At 59.7% G+C, this 18,537-nt stretch carries 14 protein-coding genes; 10 read left to right on the forward strand and 4 right to left on the reverse strand.

Annotation, left to right across the window (positions count from 1 at the left end; translation table 11 throughout):
* Positions 1 to 204 precede the first annotated feature (204 nt).
* The 3 genes from dnaE to PJL69_RS19130 form a co-directional block, all read right to left on the reverse strand.
* Positions 205 to 3,723: a DNA polymerase III subunit alpha gene (gene dnaE / locus PJL69_RS19120; protein WP_271311111.1), complete on the reverse strand. Its 3,519-nt coding sequence runs from the start codon at positions 3,721 to 3,723 to the stop codon at positions 205 to 207.
* A gap of 93 nt (positions 3,724 to 3,816) precedes the next feature.
* Positions 3,817 to 4,011, reverse strand: coding sequence for a SlyX family protein (locus PJL69_RS19125; RefSeq protein ID WP_271311155.1), 195 nt, complete (start codon positions 4,009 to 4,011; stop codon positions 3,817 to 3,819).
* A gap of 75 nt (positions 4,012 to 4,086) precedes the next feature.
* Positions 4,087 to 4,653 (reverse strand): carboxymuconolactone decarboxylase family protein, encoded by a 567-nt coding sequence (locus tag PJL69_RS19130; RefSeq protein WP_271311112.1) that lies wholly within the window; start codon positions 4,651 to 4,653, stop codon positions 4,087 to 4,089.
* Between the two features lie 98 nt (positions 4,654 to 4,751).
* Between PJL69_RS19130 and PJL69_RS19135 the strand changes: the two genes are divergently transcribed.
* The 5 genes from PJL69_RS19135 to PJL69_RS19155 all read left to right on the forward strand — a co-directional run bounded on the left by PJL69_RS19135 (position 4,752) and on the right by PJL69_RS19155 (position 11,268).
* On the forward strand, positions 4,752 to 5,324 hold the full coding sequence (locus tag PJL69_RS19135; protein ID WP_271311113.1) for a TetR/AcrR family transcriptional regulator: 573 nt from the start codon (positions 4,752 to 4,754) through the stop codon (positions 5,322 to 5,324).
* A 143-nt stretch (positions 5,325 to 5,467) separates the two neighbouring features.
* The gene (gene hisS / locus PJL69_RS19140; protein WP_271311114.1) at positions 5,468 to 6,982 is read left to right on the forward strand and encodes a histidine--tRNA ligase; all 1,515 of its coding nucleotides are present in this window, start codon (positions 5,468 to 5,470) and stop codon (positions 6,980 to 6,982) included.
* Positions 6,982 to 8,067 carry an ATP phosphoribosyltransferase regulatory subunit gene (locus tag PJL69_RS19145; protein WP_271311115.1) on the forward strand — a complete coding sequence of 362 codons (1,086 nt, stop codon included), beginning with the start codon at positions 6,982 to 6,984 and terminating at the stop codon, positions 8,065 to 8,067. Before hisS ends, PJL69_RS19145 begins: the two co-directional genes overlap by 1 nt.
* The gene (gene hisG / locus PJL69_RS19150) at positions 8,064 to 8,762 is read left to right on the forward strand and encodes an ATP phosphoribosyltransferase (RefSeq protein WP_271311116.1); all 699 of its coding nucleotides are present in this window, start codon (positions 8,064 to 8,066) and stop codon (positions 8,760 to 8,762) included. The genes PJL69_RS19145 and hisG overlap by 4 nt, the downstream gene beginning before the upstream one ends.
* 145 nt (positions 8,763 to 8,907) lie before the next feature.
* Positions 8,908 to 11,268 (forward strand): Tex family protein, encoded by a 2,361-nt coding sequence (locus PJL69_RS19155; protein ID WP_271311117.1) that lies wholly within the window; start codon positions 8,908 to 8,910, stop codon positions 11,266 to 11,268.
* Positions 11,269 to 11,483: 215 nt separating this feature from the next.
* Here PJL69_RS19155 and aroQ read toward each other — a convergent pair whose 3' ends face one another.
* Complete coding sequence (gene aroQ, locus PJL69_RS19160) at positions 11,484 to 11,921, reverse strand: type II 3-dehydroquinate dehydratase (protein ID WP_271311118.1); 438 nt, start codon at positions 11,919 to 11,921, stop codon at positions 11,484 to 11,486.
* Between the two features lie 273 nt (positions 11,922 to 12,194).
* Between aroQ and PJL69_RS19165 the strand changes: the two genes are divergently transcribed.
* The 5 genes from PJL69_RS19165 (at position 12,195) to PJL69_RS19185 (ending at position 18,521) form a co-directional block, all read left to right on the forward strand.
* The gene (locus tag PJL69_RS19165; RefSeq protein WP_271311119.1) at positions 12,195 to 13,304 is read left to right on the forward strand and encodes an MHYT domain-containing protein; all 1,110 of its coding nucleotides are present in this window, start codon (positions 12,195 to 12,197) and stop codon (positions 13,302 to 13,304) included.
* A gap of 158 nt (positions 13,305 to 13,462) precedes the next feature.
* Positions 13,463 to 14,530 (forward strand): Hint domain-containing protein, encoded by a 1,068-nt coding sequence (locus PJL69_RS19170; RefSeq protein WP_271311120.1) that lies wholly within the window; start codon positions 13,463 to 13,465, stop codon positions 14,528 to 14,530.
* Between the two features lie 225 nt (positions 14,531 to 14,755).
* Entirely contained in the window at positions 14,756 to 15,589 is an 834-nt protein-coding gene (locus PJL69_RS19175) for an FAD binding domain-containing protein (RefSeq protein WP_271311121.1), read from the forward strand.
* Between the two features lie 11 nt (positions 15,590 to 15,600).
* Positions 15,601 to 16,095 carry a (2Fe-2S)-binding protein gene (locus tag PJL69_RS19180; RefSeq protein WP_271311122.1) on the forward strand — a complete coding sequence of 165 codons (495 nt, stop codon included), beginning with the start codon at positions 15,601 to 15,603 and terminating at the stop codon, positions 16,093 to 16,095.
* On the forward strand, positions 16,092 to 18,521 hold the full coding sequence (locus tag PJL69_RS19185) for an aerobic carbon-monoxide dehydrogenase large subunit (protein WP_271311123.1): 2,430 nt from the start codon (positions 16,092 to 16,094) through the stop codon (positions 18,519 to 18,521). The genes PJL69_RS19180 and PJL69_RS19185 overlap by 4 nt, the downstream gene beginning before the upstream one ends.
* The last annotated feature ends 16 nt before the right edge of the window (positions 18,522 to 18,537 follow it).

Below are 18,537 nucleotides of genomic sequence, written 5' to 3' on the forward strand. Positions count from 1 at the left end.
AATCGCGACGTCGGTATTGCGTCTGTATCGCGGCTGTATTGCGTAGGTGCGAAATTCATGCGGCCGCAAAACCTTAAGGCGGCGCGCGTTGCGCCTTCCTCTTGCGGAAAATATCCCGGGTGAAGCCCCATCTGTGATGGGGCGAGGGCAGAGCCCTCTACAGGCTCAGCGCAGCTGAGCCAGGCCCAAGCGCAGCGCGGGAGTTTAGACCTCCTGCACTGCCATCACGCCTTCGACGGATTTTAGCGCGCTTTTGATCTGCGGATTGACCGGGAAGCCTGCGCCCGCGTCGATCTCGACTTCGCCGGGCAACTCCATATTGGTGAGGCAGAACATGATCGGGCCTTTGGGGGCCTTGGGCATGCTCTCTTTTGCGCCCTGCAGGATGTTTGCCACAGGCCCCACCGCGCTGGCATCATCGAGGAAAATCTTGAGCCCTGCGTTTCCGGCATCCGCGACAATGGTGTCCACCGGCGTCATGGATTGGGCGAGCAGTTTGAGCTGGTCACTTTCCATTTCCGCCTTCACGGTCACAACCACTTTGGAGCCGGTCTCGAGATAGTCGCGGCATTTTTCCAGCGTGTCCGAGAAGATCGTGACCTCATAGGCTCCGGTCGGGTCAGAAAGCTGGGCAAAGGCAAAGCGGTTGCCGCGCGCGGATTTGCGTTCTTGGCGGCCAGAAACACGACCGGCAAGTTTGGCGATACAGGCCCCGCCGCGCGCCTTGTCGGTGAGCTCATCCAGCGTCATCACCTGTTTGCGTTTCAGCGCGGCCATGTAATCTTCCAGCGGGTGACCCGACAGGAAAAAGCCAATCGCCTTGGCCTCCTCATCCAGACGCTCAGCCTGCAACCAGTCCCCGGCGGGGGAGAGGCGCGGCTCTGGCAGGTCATCGCCAGCTTCGCCAAAGAGCGAGACCTGATTGGAGGTTTTCTGCTCCTGAATGGCGGCGGAGTAGTTCACCAGCCCATCAAGACTTTCCAGCACGCGACGGCGGTTGCCATCAAGCTGATCAAAGGCACCGGAGCGAGCGAGCATTTCGAGCGGGCGTTTGCCCACTTTTTTCAGATCCACCCGGCGGGCGAAATCAAACAGCGTGGCAAAAGGCTTGTCCTGCCCATCGACCTTGCGGCCTTCGGTCACAAGTTTCATCGCCTCCACACCGACGTTTTTCAGCGCCCCAAGGGCGTAGACCAGCGCGCCATCAACCACTTTGAAGGTGGCATCAGAGCGGTTCACGCAGGGGGGCACATAGGGCAGCTTCAGCGCCTTTTTGACCTCTTCAAAATAGACCGCGAGCTTATCGGTGAGGTGGATATCGCAGTTCATCACCCCGGCCATGAATTCGACCGGATGGTTGGCTTTCAGCCAGGCGGTTTGATAGCTCACCACCGCGTAGGCGGCTGCGTGGGATTTGTTAAAGCCGTAGTTGGCGAATTTTTCCAGAAGGTCGAAAACCTCGGAGGCTTTCTTGGCTGGAACCCCATTTTCCGCCGCGCCTTTTTCAAATTTCGGGCGCTCGGCGTCCATCGCCTCTTTGATCTTCTTACCCATGGCGCGGCGCAACAGGTCGGCGCCGCCAAGGGAGTAGCCCGCCATGACCTGCGCGATCTGCATCACCTGTTCCTGATAAACGATGATGCCTTGTGTTTCCTCAAGGATGTGGTCGATCAGCGGGTGGACGGATTCAATTTCTTTAAGCCCGTTTTTGACCTCACAATAGGTCGGGATGTTTTCCATAGGGCCGGGACGATAGAGCGCCACAAGGGCCACGATGTCCTCGATACAGGTGGGTTTCATGCGCTTGAGCGCATCCATCATGCCGGTGGATTCCACCTGAAACACCGCCACGGTTTTGGCGGCGGAATAGAGATCGTAGGTGGGTTTGTCATCCAGCGGGATGGCGTTGATCTGGTTTTCCGCGCCGTCTGCTGGTTCATAGAGCTGGGTGCCATCGGCGGCCACATGCAGCGGGCGGCCCGAGCTGTGGATCTGCTCAATGGCGTTCTGGATCACCGTCAGGGTTTTCAGACCCAAGAAGTCGAACTTCACCAGCCCCGCCTGTTCGACCCATTTCATGTTGAACTGGGTGGCGGGCATGTCAGAGCGGGGATCCTGATAAAGCGGCACCAGCGCATCCAGCGGGCGGTCGCCGATCACCACACCAGCGGCGTGGGTGGAGGCGTTGCGCAAAAGCCCTTCAACCTGTTGGCCGTAGGTCAGAAGGCGGTTTACCACCTCCTCATTCTCGGCCTCTTCGCGCAGGCGCGGCTCTTCCTTGAGGCTGTCCGCGATGGACATGGGCTTCACGCCCTCCACCGGGATCAGCTTGGAGAGGCGATCCACCTGACCATAAGGCATTTGCAGCACACGGCCGATATCACGCACGGCGGCTTTGGACAGAAGCGCACCGAAGGTGATGATTTGCCCCACTTTGTCGCGGCCGTATTTCTGCTGGACGTATTTGATGACCTCCTCGCGGCGGTCCATGCAGAAGTCGATGTCAAAGTCGGGCATCGACACCCGTTCCGGGTTGAGGAAGCGTTCAAACAGCAGGGAATACCGCAGCGGGTCAAGGTCGGTGATGGTGAGCGCATAGGCCACAAGGCTGCCCGCACCGGAGCCCCGGCCCGGCCCCACGGGAATGCCCTGATCCTTGCCCCATTGGATAAAGTCCGCAACGATCAGGAAGTAGCCGGGAAAGCCCATGCCTTCGATGATGCCAAGCTCAAAATCGAGCCGTTCCTGATATTCCTCGATGCTGACGGCGTGGGGGATCACCGCCAGTCGGGCCTGCAGGCCTTCGTTGGCGATGCGGCGCAGCTCAGCGACCTCATCATCGGCAAACTTTGGCAGGATCGGGTCGCGCAGATAGGTGGCAAAAGCGCATCGTTTGGCGATTTCCACTGTGTTTTCAATCGCCTCAGGGAGATCAGCAAACAGCGTGATCATCTCTTCCTGAGACTTGAAATAGTGCTGCGGGGTCAGGCGGCGGCGGCCCTCCTGCTGATCCACATAGGCCCCTTCCGAGATACAGATCAGCGCATCATGCGCCTCATACATATCGGTTGTAGGGAAGTAGACATCATTGGTGGCGACCAGAGGGATGTCCATGGCGTAGGCCATCTCGATAAAGCCGCGCTCGGTCCGCTGTTCGGCCTCAGGCTTGCCGTGTTCACCGGGGTGGCGCTGCAGCTCTACATAGAGCCGGTCGGCGAAAATCTCCTTAAAACGGGTCATCATGGCCTGCGCGGCGGCGTGCTGGCCTGTGCGCATCATCCGCCCCATCGGCCCGTCCGGCCCGCCAGTGAGACAGATCAGCCCGGCCGAATGCGCCGCCAGCTCTTCCATCGTGACCTGCGGCAACTGCCCGCCCTTGTCCACATAAAGGCAGGAGGACAGCTTCATGAGGTTTTCATAGCCCTCTTCGCGCTGGCTGAGCAGTACGATGGGGGCCGGGGGTGGCGGAGCGGTGCGCCCGGTCGGGTCGTTGTGCGGCATGTACAGATCGACCTGACAGCCCACGATGGGCTGAATGCCGGCTTTCTGCGCGCCCACCGAAAACTCAAGCGCGGCAAACAGGCTGTTGGTGTCGGTGATGGCCACCGCGGGCATGCCCATGCTTTCACAAAGCGCGGGCAGTTTTTTCACGCGCACGGCGCCCTCCAGCAGAGAGTATTCCGTATGGGTGCGCAGGTGAATGAATCGGGGAGCTGTGGTCATTGCCACAGGCTATCTCAGCGCTGCGAGGGAGGGAACACCTCGCCGCTTGCTATGTCCAAAAATATCCCGGGTGACGCCGCAGCCTCAGGGCTATCAGTAGTGCGGCGGGCGTTCGTCGCCGATGACCACACCGCCGCCGCCTTCGGCCTCGCGGCTGGCTTCGCTTTCCATCAGCATGTGTACGCGGCGGGTGAGCAGGGCAATTTCGCTGTCCTGACGGGCCACAACATCGCTGAGCTCTTCAATGGTGCGGGTCAGGTGGGCGATCTGTTCTTCAAGCTGTTCCATAGCGCTGCCATAGGCGCGAAAGGGCCGCGCCGTCAAGCGCAGCCCCTGTGTGAGCAAGGAACATATTTGGGAGGATTACACCGCCAGTGGCGTGGTGCTGCGCTCCCATTTCAGGGGTTCAAACATCGCATCCACAGGCGTTTTGGCCACATGGTTGACGTAGTTGGAGATGGTTTTCTGAGACAGGCCCAAGATCACATCGAGCACAGCGCGGTGGCCGTAACCTGCGTCAAAAAACGCCTGCATCTGCGCATCAGTCACATTGCCGCGCTCGCGGACCATCTGCACCGTGAAGGTGCGCAGTGCTTCAAGCTTTGGAGAGGGCAGCGGGGTTTCGTTGCGCAGGGCCTCGGTGATCTCATCGGCGACTTTCATGCTTTTGGCGATGCCGCTGTGGGCGGGCACGCAGTAGTGGCAGCCATGTTCAACATTGATGGATTGCCACACAACGGTCAGCTCTTCGGCGTCAAATGCGGTGGCGGTGAACAGTTGGTGCAGGGCGTTGTAGGCCTGATACGCCTGCGGGCTTTCAGACAGCACTTTGTACAGGCCGGGGATGGTGCCGTAGGCTTTCTGCGCCGCCTCCAACTGTGGTTTGGACTCTTCTGGGGCGGAGGTGAGGTCGTGGGAGGGGAAAGACATCGGAGGGTTCCTTTTCTGGGTTGGTGATGTGGAATTAGGGTTTCTTGAGTGACCACTCAAGTATATATTTTGAGTGATCGTTCAAGAAAGTGTGAGCCATGCCCCGCCGCCCGAGTTTTGACAAAGATGAATTGATTGACCGTGCCACGGATTTGTTCTGGCGGCGTGGCTGGGCAGGCACGTCGTTGAAAGATCTTGAGAGTGAGCTCAAACTCAAGCCGGGCAGCTTTTATGCGGCGTTTGGATCCAAGGATGCTTTGTTTGAATTGGCGCTTGATCGATTTGCGCGCGATGGCGCAAAGGCGATTGCGGTGCTGGTCAATGAGATTGGCCCGCTCAACGCGCTCAAGTCTTGGCCGATGCTGTCTGTTCAGGATGCGCAGGCGCCCGCGATGGCCTGTATGCTGTCCAAAACGCTGCTGGAGCTGCGCACTCATGCCCACCCTCTGGCGGATCAGGCCGCAGCGCATCTGAATGCCTTTGAACAGGTTTTTGCAGATGTTTTTGCGCAGGCCCAGGCTGCGGGGCAGATCCGCGCGAGTCATGATCCCAATAAACTTGCGCGGCGCTATCAGTCTGACCTCTTGGGGGTGCGGGTTCTGGCAGAGCACAATCCAGAAGGTGCTGCGGAGATTGCGGAGGATATCGCGGAAGGCCTGTCGTCATTGTGACGGCAGCGGTGCGCAATGAATGCGCACCCTACGGAAGCACCGGAAATGCCACGGTTCTTGAGACTGTCATAAAGCCTTTCCTTGCTCCTGTGCGGGGCATTCTGTAAAGGCACAGGCGTAATTATTTCACAGGGACCATAGCAATGGCCAAGCAGAAGAAAGCCCCCCGCCCCAAGGCAGTTACGCCAAAGGGGTTCCGCGACTATTTTGGTGTGGAGGTGACCGAGCGCACCGAGATGCTGCATCAGATCGCTGGGGTCTATCATCGCTATGGGTTTGAGGCCTTGGAAAGCAGCGCGGTGGAAACCGTTGAGGCGCTGGGCAAGTTTCTGCCGGATGTAGACCGTCCGAACGAAGGCGTGTTTGCCTGGCAGGAATTTGACGAAAAGGACACTGAGAAATCTCGCGGCGACTGGATGGCGCTGCGCTATGATCTGACCGCGCCGCTGGCACGGGTCTATGCACAGCACCGCAATGATTTGCCCAACCCCTATCGGCGTTATGCGATGGGGCCTGTGTGGCGCAATGAAAAGCCGGGACCGGGGCGCTATCGTCAGTTTTATCAATGTGATGCGGATACTGTCGGCACGGGGAGCATGGCCGCAGATGCCGAGATTTGCGCGATGCTGTCTGACACGCTGGAGACCGTGGGCATTCCGCGCGGAGATTTCCTTGTGCGGGTGAACAACCGCAAGGTCATGAACGGCGTGTTGGAAGTGATGGGGCTTGGCGAAGACCCGGTTGCACGCGACAACGTGCTGCGCACCATCGACAAGTTCGACAAGGTGGGCGAAAGCGGCGTGCGCGAGTTGCTCGGCAAAGGCCGTCTGGACGCCTCTGGCGCCTATATCGACGGTGTGGGCTTGTCTGAGGATCAAATCGAGCCGGTGATTGCCTTCCTGACTTCCAAAGCGGGTGATGTTGCCAAGACCTTTGACAATCTGCGCGGGGCGGTTGGCGCCTCCAAAGTGGGCGCTGAGGGCATTGCCGAGCTGGAACAGATTGGCGAGCTGCTGGCCGCTGGTGGCTATGGCAGTGATCGCATCGAGATTGACCCTTCCATTGTGCGCGGTCTGGGCTATTACACCGGGCCGGTGTTTGAGGCCGAGCTGACCTTTGAAATTCTCGACGAGAAGGGCCGCAAGCGGCAGTTTGGCTCTGTCTCTGGTGGCGGGCGCTATGATGGCCTTGTGAAGCGGTTCACGGGCCAAGAAGTGCCAGCGGTTGGGGTCTCCATCGGGGTGGATCGCCTGCTGGCGGCGCTGCGCGAAAAGGGCCGGATGGGTGGCGTGGCCACGGGGCCGGTTGTGGTGACCGTGATGGATCGCGACCGGATGGCGGATTATCAGGCGATGGTCACTGAGCTGCGCAATGCGGGCATTCGCGCCGAAGTCTACCTTGGCAATCCGAAGAACTTCGGCAACCAGCTGAAATACGCGGATAAGCGCAACAGCCCTGTGGCTGTGATCGAAGGTGGTGACGAGAAAGCCAACGGTGTGGTGCAGCTCAAAGACCTGATTTTGGGTGCAAAAATTGCTGAAAGCGCCACATTGGAAGAGTGGAAAGAGCGCCCGAGCCAGTTTGAAGTGCCACGCGGTGATCTGGTGGCGAAGGTGCGCGAGATTCTGGCATCCCATAGCGAAGAGCAGGCAGGCTGATGGCACAGAAATCCAAGATCCGCGCGCGGGCGGCGGCGCTGACCGCAGGCTTTGAAGCGGCGGGGGCGGTGCCGGTGGAGACACCGGTGTTGTTGCCAGCCGAGGCTCTGCTCGACCTTTATGGCGAGGACATCCGTGGGCGCGCCTATGTGACCTCGGATGCACTGCGGGGCGAGCAGATGCTGCGCCCTGACTTCACCGTGCCTGTGGTGCAGATGCATATGGCGCATGGGGCGGAACCGGCGCGTTATACTTACGCGGGTGAGGTGTTTCGGCGCCAGGAAGACGATCCTTCGCGGGCCAATGAATATATGCAGGTTGGCTATGAGGTGTTTGACCGCGAGAACCCAGCGGCGAGCGATGCCGAGGTATTTGCGGTCATTCAGGATGCGCTGAAAGGTGTGGAGTTGCGCGCTGCCACCGGGGACATTGGCATTCTGGCCGCAGCGGTGGCTGGGCTTGAGACCACAGAGCACCGCAAGCGCGCGCTGGCACGCCACATCTGGCGGCCGCGCAAGTTCAAAGCGTTGCTGGAGCGCTTTGCCGGGCGGTCTGAGGTGCCAGCGAGCCGGGCGGCGCTTTTGGCGGCAGACGATCCGATGGCACATGGCTATAGCGACATTGGCCTGCGGTCGCAGACAGAGGTGGCCGCACGGATTGATGCGCTGCGCGAGGATGCGGCGGCGGCGCCAATTTCGGCCCTGCAGGTGGAGCTGATCGAGGCGCTGTTGGCGGTGCGCGAAACCCTGCCCAATGCGCTGGAGCACATTCGCGATCTGGCGGTGGATATGCCCGCGATCAGCGGAGCCGCACGCCGGTTGCGGGAACGTATGGAAGCGCTGGATGCGCGTGGCGTGGATGTGGCGCGCCTTGAGTTTGAGGCCAGCTATGGCCGCACGTCGATGGAATATTACGACGGGTTCGTCTTTGGCTTTTACGTGCCAGGACGGGCGGATCTGCCTGCGGTGGCCACGGGCGGGCGTTATGATGCGTTGACCCAAGTGCTGGGGCAGGGGCGTGAGATTCCTGCCGTGGGTGGTGTGGTCCGCCCTGGTGTATTGGTCGATCTGGAGGATGCAGCATGAGCATTAAGCTGGGTGTGCCCTCCAAAGGGCGGCTGATGGAGAAGACCTTCGACTGGTTTGGCGCGCGCGGTGTGCAGTTGAGCCGGACGGGATCGGATCGGGAATATGCCGGTGCCGTTGAGGGTGTTGAGGGCGTGGAGCTGGTGCTGCTCTCTGCCGGGGAAATCCCGCGCGAGCTGGCGGCGGGGCGCATACATCTGGGGGTCACAGGCACGGATCTGGTGCGCGAGAAGCTCGGCCAGTGGGAGCAGCAGGTTGCGGAGCTTGCGCTGTTGGGCTTTGGCCATGCGGATCTGATCATCGCGGTGCCGGGCTGTTGGGCCGATGTGGACACGCTGGAAGATCTGGATGCGGCGGCAGCGGCGTTTCGCGAAACCCATGGGTTCCGCATGCGGATTGCCACCAAATATCACCGTCTGGTGCGGGAGTTCATGCGCGACAATGGTGTGGCGGATTATCAGCTGGTGGACAGCCAGGGCGCGACCGAGGGCACGATCAAGAATATGACGGCGGAAGGCGTGGCGGATATCACCTCTACCGGGGATACGCTGCGGGCCAACCACCTGAAAATCCTGTCAGACGCGCTTGTGCTGAAGTCGCAGGCGACGCTGTTTAAAAGCCGCAAAGCGGCGATGACGGATGCGGAGCGCGCAACTATGGCGGCGCTGTTGCAGAGGCTGGAGCTTGACGGCTAATACCGCATGACTTTGGGGTGTCGCCTTGTCGGCGGCATCCTTGTTTGCCCTTTCGGCGGTATTTCTCTGAGCGGGGCGATCCGCTCTTGGCCCTGCGGCAGGCAATGCTAAGAAGGGTGCTCCAATGATTTTCAGGAGAGCCCCCTTGGACACGAGCACGCGCATTTTCCGCACCATTGCTGGCGAGATTGCCGCCAAACCCGATCAGGTTGGGGCGGCTGTGAAGCTTTTGGATGAGGGCGCGACGGTGCCGTTTGTGGCGCGTTACCGCAAAGAGGTGACCGGCGGGCTGGATGACAGCCAGTTGCGGACCTTGGCGGATCGGCTGGCGTATTTGCGCGAATTGGAAGCGCGGCGAGACACCGTGGCGGCCTCGATCACCGAGCAGGGCAAGATGACCGATGCGCTGGCCAAGGCCATTGTGGGTGCTGAGACCAAAGCGGCGCTCGAAGACATTTACCTGCCTTACAAACCCAAGCGCCGGACCAAGGCGATGATTGCGCGTGAAAACGGGCTGGCCCCATTGGCGGAGGCGATTCTGGCGGATCGACGTGCGGAGCCTGAGGCGCTGGCGGCGGGTTACATCGCCGAAAACGTGGCCGATGTGAAAGCGGCGCTGGATGGCGCGCGTGATATTGTCGCCGAAGGGCTGACGGAGAATGCATCCCTTTTGGGCGCGCTGCGCAGCTTCTTGCAGAAAGAGGCGATTGTGGCGGCTAAAGTGATTTCCGGTCAGGAACAGGCGGGCGCGAAGTTTTCGGATTATTTTGAGCATTCCGAGCCGTGGTCCAAAGTGCCAAGCCACCGCGCGCTGGCAATGATGCGCGCCTCCAAGGAGGGCGTGATCTCGCTGGATATTGGCCCCGATCCCGAGGGCGGCAAAGAGCGGGCCGAGGCGATGGTGGCGAGCTATCTCGACACCCGCAGTGAGGCGCCCGGTGATCTGTGGCTGCGCAAAGTGGCGGGCTGGACATGGCGGGTGAAGCTGAGCCTGACCATGACCGTGGATCTGATGGGCGAGCTGCGCGCGCGGGCGCAGGAAGAGGCCATTCAGGTATTTGCGCGCAACCTGAAAGACCTTTTGCTGGCAGCCCCTGCGGGGGCAAAGGCGACGCTGGGGCTGGACCCAGGCATTCGCACCGGCTGTAAAGTGGCGGTGGTGGATGCCACCGGCAAGCTGCTCGATACGGCCACGATTTATCCCTTCCAGCCCAAAAACGATGTGCGCGGCGCTGAGGCGACCTTGATGGCGCTGATTGCCAAACATGGCGTGGAGCTGGTCGCGATTGGCAATGGCACCGCAAGCCGGGAGAGCGAGAAGCTGGTGGGCGAGGTGCTGAAGCATTTGCCCAAAGGTGTGAAAGCACCGACCAAAGTGGTGGTGAGCGAGGCGGGGGCCTCGGTCTATTCCGCAAGCGAGCTGGCGGCGCGGGAATTCCCGGGGCTGGATGTGTCTTTGCGCGGGGCTGTGTCGATTGCGCGGCGTTTGCAGGATCCGTTGGCGGAGCTCGTGAAGATTGAGCCGAAGTCCATCGGGGTTGGCCAGTATCAGCATGATGTGGATCAGCACCGCTTGGGCAAGTCGCTGGAAGCCGTTGTAGAAGACGCTGTGAACGCGGTGGGCGTGGATCTGAATATGGCGTCGGCACCGCTCTTGGCGCATGTGTCCGGTCTTGGGCCCGGTCTGGCGGAAGCGATTGTGGCGCATCGCGACGAAAACGGGGCCTTTGGCTCGCGCAAAGAGCTTTTGAAGGTGGCGCGCTTGGGGCCGGTGGCCTTTGAGCAATGTGCCGGGTTCTTGCGGATCACTGAAGGCACAGAGCCGCTCGATGCCAGTGCGGTACACCCTGAAGCCTATGATGTGGCGCGCAAAATTATCTCTGCCTGCGGGCGGGACGTGCGCAGCCTGATGGGCGATGGCGCGGCGCTGAAACGCTTGCGGGCGGAGGAGTTTGTCTCTGAGAAGTTTGGTCTGCCAACTGTGCGCGACATTCTGAGCGAGCTGGAAAAGCCGGGGCGTGACCCGCGCCCGACGTTCAAGACCGCGACCTTTGCCGATGGGGTTGAGGAGATTTCAGACCTCAAGCCCGGCATGGTGCTGGAAGGTACGGTGACCAATGTGGCGGCTTTTGGGGCGTTTGTGGATGTGGGCGTGCATCAGGATGGTCTGGTGCATGTGAGCCAGCTGGCGGATCGTTTTGTGAAAGACCCACATGAGGTGGTGAAAGCCGGGGATGTGGTGAAGGTCACCGTGACGGAAGTGGATGTTCCGCGCAAACGCATCGGCCTGTCCATGCGCAAGGATGGCGGGGCCTCAGCCAAGGAAGACCGCAATGCGCGGGCTGGCTTTGGCGGCAAAGGGCGAGGTGGTCCGGGGGGATCCGGCGGCGGGCCGCGTGGCAAGGGGCCGCGCGGTGGTGGCAGTCACAGTGCCAAGCCCAAGCAGCCCTACAGCGGCAATGGTGCGCTGGGGGCGGCGTTGATGGACGCGATGCGCAAGAAGTGAGTCGTTAAGGCCCGGAACAAGGTGCGCAGCACCGCCGGGCCAGCGCCGGACCGGCCCCATGGGCCGGCGCTTTGGCAAGCTGTGCCAGACCCTTAGGGTTAGAATATGTGGCAGGGATAAACTGCTATTCTGCAATAGAGGGAGCGCCGACCCCCGATCCCGCGCTGGCCCTCGTGACTCTCCCTAGGGCGCGCGTCCCGTGGCAGAGAAGGTTTTTAGCCCAGCAGCGTGCTCATGCGGCGCATGGCCAGCGCGTAGCCTTCCACGCCAAAGCCCGCGATCACGCCCTCTGCGCGCGCAGAGACGTAAGAGTGATGCCGGAAGGTCTCGCGTTTGTGGATGTTGGAGATATGCACTTCCAGCACCGGGCCGTCGAAGGTGTTGAGCGCGTCCAGAATGGCCACGGATGTGTGGCTGTAGGCGGCTGGGTTGATGATGATCCCGGCGGCGTGGTCGCGGGCCTCATGAATCCAATCCACCAGCTCGCCTTCGTGATTGGATTGCAGCAGCTTGACGGTGAGACCGATTTTTTCGCCAACGGATGCGCAGGCAGTTTCAACATCTGCCAGCGTGTCGTGGCCGTAAATTTCCGGTTCACGTTTGCCCAGAAGGTTCAGGTTGGGACCGTTGAGGATGTAAATTGTGCTGCTCATGTGCGCTCTGCCTTTTGTGCTGGCTCTGACCTAGCCGCAAATGCGCGACTGGGGCAATAGGGGGCAAAAACGCATCAGAAATCTGTGGCTGGGGTGCGCCTAACGGTGCATGCAGTGACACTCGGAGGGCCACTTCGGTGGCCTTGTTGTGGGCTTCCTGTGGCGCACCGCAGCTAAGGCCATAAAAGTGTGAGAGAAAATTGCCTTTGCATGAGGCATTTGTTAGCGTTCCCCCAGCAACCAAACGGCAGCGATCAGGGGAGGATCACAGGCGTGTTGGAGGTTTCGCACAACCCTGTGCTAGTGGCTTTGTCTCTTGCGGTAGCGCTGATGGCGGGGTTCACAGGCTTTTCCTTGACGCGTGGTGCGAGCGCACTGCCGAGCACGCGTCGCAAAATTGTTGTGGCTCTGTCGTCGGTCGTTTTGGGGGGCGGTGTCTGGTCGGTGCATTTTATTGGCATGCTCGGTTTGCAGCTGCCGGTGATGTTTTTCTATGACGCGCTGATCACGATGATTTCGGTGCTGGTGGCGATTCTGGTGACTGGGATTGCGTTGCTGTTGCTGCATTTTCGTGAACGCACGCCACAGATTCTGATCAGTGCGGGGAGCATACTCGGGATTGGTGTGATGGCGATGCATTACATCGGTATGGCGGGGATGCAGGTCTGTCGGCCGATTTATGATGTGCTGGATATTGTGATCCCGACGGGGGCGTCTGTGCTGTTGTGGATTGTGGTGGTCTGGGTTGCATATTCGGAGCGGACACAGCGCAGCACGGTGCTAGGCACGTTGGGATTTGGCATTGCGCTTTTCTCTTTGCACTACGGGGCGGTTGCGATGACCAGTTTTGAGGTCACAGGGGCCGGTGGCGTGCAGGGGGCGGCGCTGGACAACTATGTGATGGCCATGGGGGTGACCTTTGCTGTGTTCCTGATTTGCGGGGCCTTTATGCTGACCAGCATCACCTTTGTGCTGCCTCAGGAGGTGAAGGAACTTGACCTCGCGCCTGTCAGCAACGAGCCAGAGATGGCTGTGCGGCCGGTGGCGGCCTCTGCTGGGGTGCCGTTTGAGCGCGAAGGTCAGACGTTTTTTGCCGAACCTATGCAGATTGCGGCCATACGCGCGGAGGGGCACTATACGGTGCTCTATCTGGGGGCGGAGAAGCTGTTTTGCCCCTGGTCGATCACGGAGGCAGACAACCGGCTGGAGGCAAGCGGGTTTTTACGGGCGCACCGCAGCTATCTGATCAACCCGACCCATGTGAGCAGTTTTGAGCGTAACAAAGACAATGGAACGCTCTATTTTGATGCGGTGGAGAGCCTGCCCAAGGTGCCTGTGAGCCGCTCGCGTATGGCGGCGTTGCGCGAGACACTGGGGCTTTAGAGGCAAAATGATGCCAAGCTGCTTGATGCGCGTGCAACAGGCACGTGAAAGCCGATTGCATCAGGTTTGAATCAAATGCAGCACAGTTTTTGTGCTGGTTTAATAGAATAGATGCGACATGTCGTGCATGAAAGGTTCCTTGCTACAGGAGCTGAGACATGGCCGGTTATATCTCGGAGTTCCAATACTACGGGCTTGCCAACAAAGAGTTCATTGAAGTTGCGGTGCCAACCGGGACGGACGTATCTGCGTATTCTGTTGTTCTCTATCAAAACAACGGAACGGTTGTGAAAAGCTATGGGCTGGGTGCCTCTCAGGGGACATTTGGTGGCAAAGATGTCTATGTCATTGACAGCAATACCTCTGGTTTCAGTACCATGTATGGTACGGGAGAAATGTACATCGATGACGCTTTAGCGTTGGTTGATGACTCCGGTACGGTGATGCAGTTTGTATCCTATTGGGGCAATACGGTCACCGCCACAGAAGGGCCTGCGGCGGGTATGACCAGCACCGATGTGGGCACGGCATCGAGTTATGGCAGCTCTTTGCAATCCGATGATGGCGGAAAGACCTATTATACGCAGTATGATACCAACAAAGGCAGCATTCCGGCCTGCTATGCGCCTGGGTCACGCATTAGGACGCCTGGAGGGGTCACTCTTGTGGAAGATTTGAGAGCTGGTGATCTCATCATGACATTGAACAAAGGCTCGCAGCCGGTGCGCTGGGTTTGGTCTGGGGAGCAGCCACTGGATGATGTGGAGCTGCACCAGAAGCCGGTCCTGATCTCAAAGGGGGCTCTTGCGACGGGTGTACCTGACCGGGATCTCATTGTGTCTGGGCAGCATCGTGTTGCTGTTGGTATCTGTGGGCAGTTGGAGAGCCGTTTTGCGACGCCGGCCTTTGTGCCTGCCAAGTCACTTGTTGGATTGCCCGGTGTGCGTCACATGGCGGGGAAGAAATCGGTGCGCTGGCATCACTTTCTGTGTGACGCGCATCATGTTGCTTTTGCCAATGGCATTGCAACAGAGAGCCTGCTGCTGGGATCACAGATCTGGGCGAACCTTGATGCGGAAGCCCACGCTGAACTTGCTTTGGCGCTGGGGGCTGGCGCATCTGATGGAGCTCATCAGCTGCCCGCTCTGCCTTTGTTGACAAAACGGCAAGCGCAGGCCGCTATGGCCGTGCAGCGGGCCAAACGGGCGCATTTTCCGGTCGTTTGATACCCCTGTCTCAGGGGCGCTTTAGGTGGGTTTTCTGGTTGGTGTCTTGTTGAGGCTCTGAGCCCAACAGACAGACACTCTTATCGCATTTCGCAACTCGTGCAGCCTATTCGCATTTCGTGCAACGAACGACGTGGCCTGTTTTTAAAGGCTCGCCTCGGTGGGAGATGGCTGGCGGACTGGTGCCTGAAACCTGCGTTGTGCGGGTGAGGGAGGACAAGCCAGATGATACCAGCGGGGTTCGAATACCACCGGCCGTCTGACATTGCCGGCGCAGTGTCGATTTTACAGGAACATGGAGATGAGGCGCGGGTGATCGCGGGCGGGCATAGCCTGATCCCGATGATGAAACTGCGTATGGCCGATATGGGCCATCTGATCGATCTTCAAGATATTGATGCCTTGAAGGGCATTGAGATTGGCAGCGATGCGGTGACGATCGGGGCGATGGTGACGCAGCATGAGTTGATCACCCATGAGGGGCTGTCCAACTCCGTGCCCCTGATCAAAGAGGCGGCGCTTTTGATTGCTGATCCGCAGGTGCGCTATATGGGCACGGTGGGCGGCAATGTGGCCAATGGCGATCCGGGCAATGACATGCCGGGGCTGATGCAGTGCCTGAATGCGTATTTTGAGCTAAGCGGGCCAGATGGGGTCCGCACGGTTGCGGCGCGCGAATTCTATGAGGCGGCCTATTTCACCGCGCGCGACGATGAGGAGATCCTCACACGGATCACCATTCCTGTGCCCGCAAGCGGCACCGGTTATGCCTATGAAAAGCAGAAGCGCAAGATTGGCGATTATGCGACTGCGGCGGCGGCTGTGATGATTGGCGGCGGTACAGCGTCGGTGGCGATGACCAACCTTGCGGATACGCCGATCTGGTCTGAGGCGGCTGGCGTGGCGCTGGCGGCGGGTGACGTTGACGGCTGTGTCAGCGCGATGATGGGCGCGATTGATCCGGTGGCGGACAACCGCGGCCCGATTGAATTCAAGAAACATGTGGCGGGCGTGATCCTGCGCCGCGCGATTGACCGCGCGCAGAGCCGTGCAAGCTGAGGGGGGACGTCATGTCTAAGATGCATGTAAAGATGACCGTGAATGGCAAAGAGGTGGAGGGGCTTGCAGAGCCGCGCACGCTTTTGATCCATTTTCTGCGTGAAAACCTGAACATCACCGGGCCGCATATCGGCTGTGAGACCTCTCATTGTGGAGCCTGCACGGTGGACCTGGACGGCAAGTCCGTGAAAAGCTGCACTGTGTTTGTGGCCCAAGCGCAGGGCAAAGATTTGACCACGGTGGAAGGTCTGGTGAATGAGGACGGCAGCCTTGGTGTGCTGCAGGAGATGTTCCGTGAGCATCACGGGCTGCAATGCGGTTTCTGCACGCCGGGGATGATCACCCGTGCGCACCGCCTGTTGCAAGAAAATCCGAACCCAACCGAGGAAGAGATCCGCTTTGGCATGGCGGGCAATATCTGCCGCTGCACCGGGTACCAGAACATTGTGAAGTCGATTGCCGCTGCGGCGGACACGCTGAACGCTCAGAAGGAGGCGGCAGAATGAATGACATGACACCGACCCCCGAAGAACGCGCCGCCAATCTGAAAGGCATGGGCTGTGCCCGCAAGCGCGTGGAAGACGTGCGCTTTACCCAAGGGCGCGGCAACTATGTGGATGATATCAAGCTTGATGGCATGCTGTTTGGCGATTTTGTGCGCTCGCCCTATGCCCATGCGCGGGTGGTGAACATCAACGCAGAAGAGGCCATGAAAGTGCCCGGCGTGGTGGCTGTGATCACCGCGGCGGATCTGGAGCCGCTGGGCCTGCATTGGATGCCGACGCTGGCTGGCGACAAGCAGATGGTGCTGGCCGATGGTAAAGTGCTGTTTCAGGGCCAGGAGGTGGCCTTTGTGGTGGCGGAAGATCGCTACGCGGCGGCCGATGCGGTGGAACTGGTGGAAGTCGAATATGAAGAGCTTCCAGTCATCGTGGATCCGTTTGAGGCGCTGAAATCCGATGTGGTGTTGCGCGAAGACACTGTCGATGAAAACGGGAAGGCCACTGATGGCGCGCATGGGCCGCGCAATCATCCCAACCACATCTTCACCTGGGAACAGGGCGATGAGGCAGCAACCGACGCGGTGATGGCGGAGGCTGAAGTGGTCGCGGAAGAGACCATGTATTACCACCGCACGCATCCATGCCCGCTGGAAACCTGCGGCTCTGTGGCCAGCATGGATAAGGTGACCGGCAAGCTCACACTTTGGGGCACGTTTCAGGCACCCCATGCGATCCGCACCGTGGTGTCGCTGATTTCCGGCATTGAGGAGCACAACATCCGGGTGATCAGCCCCGATATCGGCGGCGGCTTTGGCAACAAAGTGGGCGCGTATTCGGGCTATGTCTGCTCGGTTGTGGCCTCGATTGTCACCGGACGGCCAGTGAAATGGGTCGAAGACCGCATGGAAAATCTGATGACCACGGCTTTCGCGCGGGACTATTGGATGAGCGGCAAGATTTCCGCCACCAAAGACGGCAAGATCACCGGGCTGCATTGTCATGTGACCGCAGATCACGGCGGCTTTGACGCCTGCGCCGATCCGACCAAATTCCCGGCCGGGTTCATGAACATCTGCACCGGCTCTTATGACATTCCGACAGCCTATCTGGCGGTGGATGGGGTTTACACCAACAAAGCGCCGGGTGGGGTGAGCTATCGCTGTTCCTTCCGTGTGACGGAGGCGGTCTACTTCATCGAGCGGATGATTGAGGTGCTGGCGATCAAGTTGAATATGGATGCCGCCGAGCTGCGCCGGATCAACTTTATCAAGAAAGAGCAGTTCCCTTATCAGTCCGCGCTGGGCTGGGAGTATGACAGCGGGGATTACCACACGGCCTGGGACAAGGCGATGGAGGCTGTGGATTATCAGGGCCTGCGTGCGGAACAGGCGCAGCGGATTGAGGATTTCAAAGCCGGCAAGACCCGCAGCCTGATGGGTATTGGCCTGACCTTCTTTACCGAGATTGTCGGGGCGGGGCCTGTGAAGAACTGTGACATCCTTGGGCTGGGCATGTTTGACAGCTGTGAGATCCGCATTCACCCGACAGGCTCTGCGATTGCGCGGCTGGGCACGATCAGTCAGGGGCAGGGGCATGCGACCACATTTGCGCAGATCCTTGCAACCGAGATCGGCCTGCCTGCAGACAGCATTACCATAGAGGAAGGTGACACGGATACGGCGCCTTATGGGCTTGGCACCTATGGGTCACGCTCTACCCCGGTGGCGGGGGCGGCCACGGCGATGGCGGGGCGCAAGATCCGTGCCAAGGCACAGATGATTGCGGCGTACCTCTTGGAGGTGCATGACGATGACGTCGAATTTGACGTGGATCGATTTGTGGTCAAAGGCGCGCCGGAGCGGTTTAAGACGATGAAAGAGATCGCCTTTGCTGCCTACAATCAGGCCATTCCGGGGATTGAGCCGGGGCTTGAGGCGGTCAGCTATTATGATCCGCCCAATATGACCTATCCGTTTGGCGCCTATGTCTGTGTCATGGACATTGATGTGGACACGGGTGTGCCGGAGATCCGCCGCTTCTATGCGCTGGATGACTGTGGCACGCGGATCAATCCGATGATCATCGAAGGGCAGATCCATGGCGGCCTGACTGAAGCGCTGGCCGTGGCGTTGGGACAGGAGATTGCCTATGATGAGATGGGCAATGTGAAGACCGGCACGTTGATGGATTTCTTCCTGCCCACATCATGGGAAGTGCCCAACTATGAGACGGATTACACCGTGACCCCAAGCCCGCATCATCCGATTGGGGCGAAGGGTGTGGGCGAGAGCCCGCATGTGGGTGGTGTGCCCTGTTTCTCCAATGCGGTGCATGATGCGTTCCGCGCGTTTGGTCTGACCCAGACCAATATGCCGCATGATCACTGGCGGATCTGGAAGACCGCCAATGAATTGGGCTTGCATGGGTGACTTGCGAAAGCCTCTG

It is taken from the genome of Shimia sp. MMG029 (assembly GCF_027947445.1).
In the GTDB taxonomy this organism is placed as follows: Bacteria; Pseudomonadota; Alphaproteobacteria; order Rhodobacterales; family Rhodobacteraceae; genus Shimia.

Bases quoted from the DNA above. Each gene is read 5' to 3' on its own strand.
- PJL69_RS19185 (WP_271311123.1), top strand. From the start codon at position 16,092: ATGAATGACATGACACCGACCCCCGAAGAACGCGCCGCCAATCTGAAA.
- dnaE (WP_271311111.1), bottom strand. From the start codon at position 3,723: ATGACCACAGCTCCCCGATTCATTCACCTGCGCACCCATACGGAATAC.
- PJL69_RS19180 (WP_271311122.1), top strand. From the start codon at position 15,601: ATGTCTAAGATGCATGTAAAGATGACCGTGAATGGCAAAGAGGTGGAG.
- PJL69_RS19175 (WP_271311121.1), top strand. From the start codon at position 14,756: ATGATACCAGCGGGGTTCGAATACCACCGGCCGTCTGACATTGCCGGC.
- PJL69_RS19125 (WP_271311155.1), bottom strand. From the start codon at position 4,011: ATGGAACAGCTTGAAGAACAGATCGCCCACCTGACCCGCACCATTGAA.
- PJL69_RS19170 (WP_271311120.1), top strand. From the start codon at position 13,463: ATGGCCGGTTATATCTCGGAGTTCCAATACTACGGGCTTGCCAACAAA.
- PJL69_RS19145 (WP_271311115.1), top strand. From the start codon at position 6,982: ATGGCACAGAAATCCAAGATCCGCGCGCGGGCGGCGGCGCTGACCGCA.
- PJL69_RS19130 (WP_271311112.1), bottom strand. From the start codon at position 4,653: ATGTCTTTCCCCTCCCACGACCTCACCTCCGCCCCAGAAGAGTCCAAA.
- aroQ (WP_271311118.1), bottom strand. From the start codon at position 11,921: ATGAGCAGCACAATTTACATCCTCAACGGTCCCAACCTGAACCTTCTG.
- hisS (WP_271311114.1), top strand. From the start codon at position 5,468: ATGGCCAAGCAGAAGAAAGCCCCCCGCCCCAAGGCAGTTACGCCAAAG.
- hisG (WP_271311116.1), top strand. From the start codon at position 8,064: ATGAGCATTAAGCTGGGTGTGCCCTCCAAAGGGCGGCTGATGGAGAAG.
- PJL69_RS19135 (WP_271311113.1), top strand. From the start codon at position 4,752: ATGCCCCGCCGCCCGAGTTTTGACAAAGATGAATTGATTGACCGTGCC.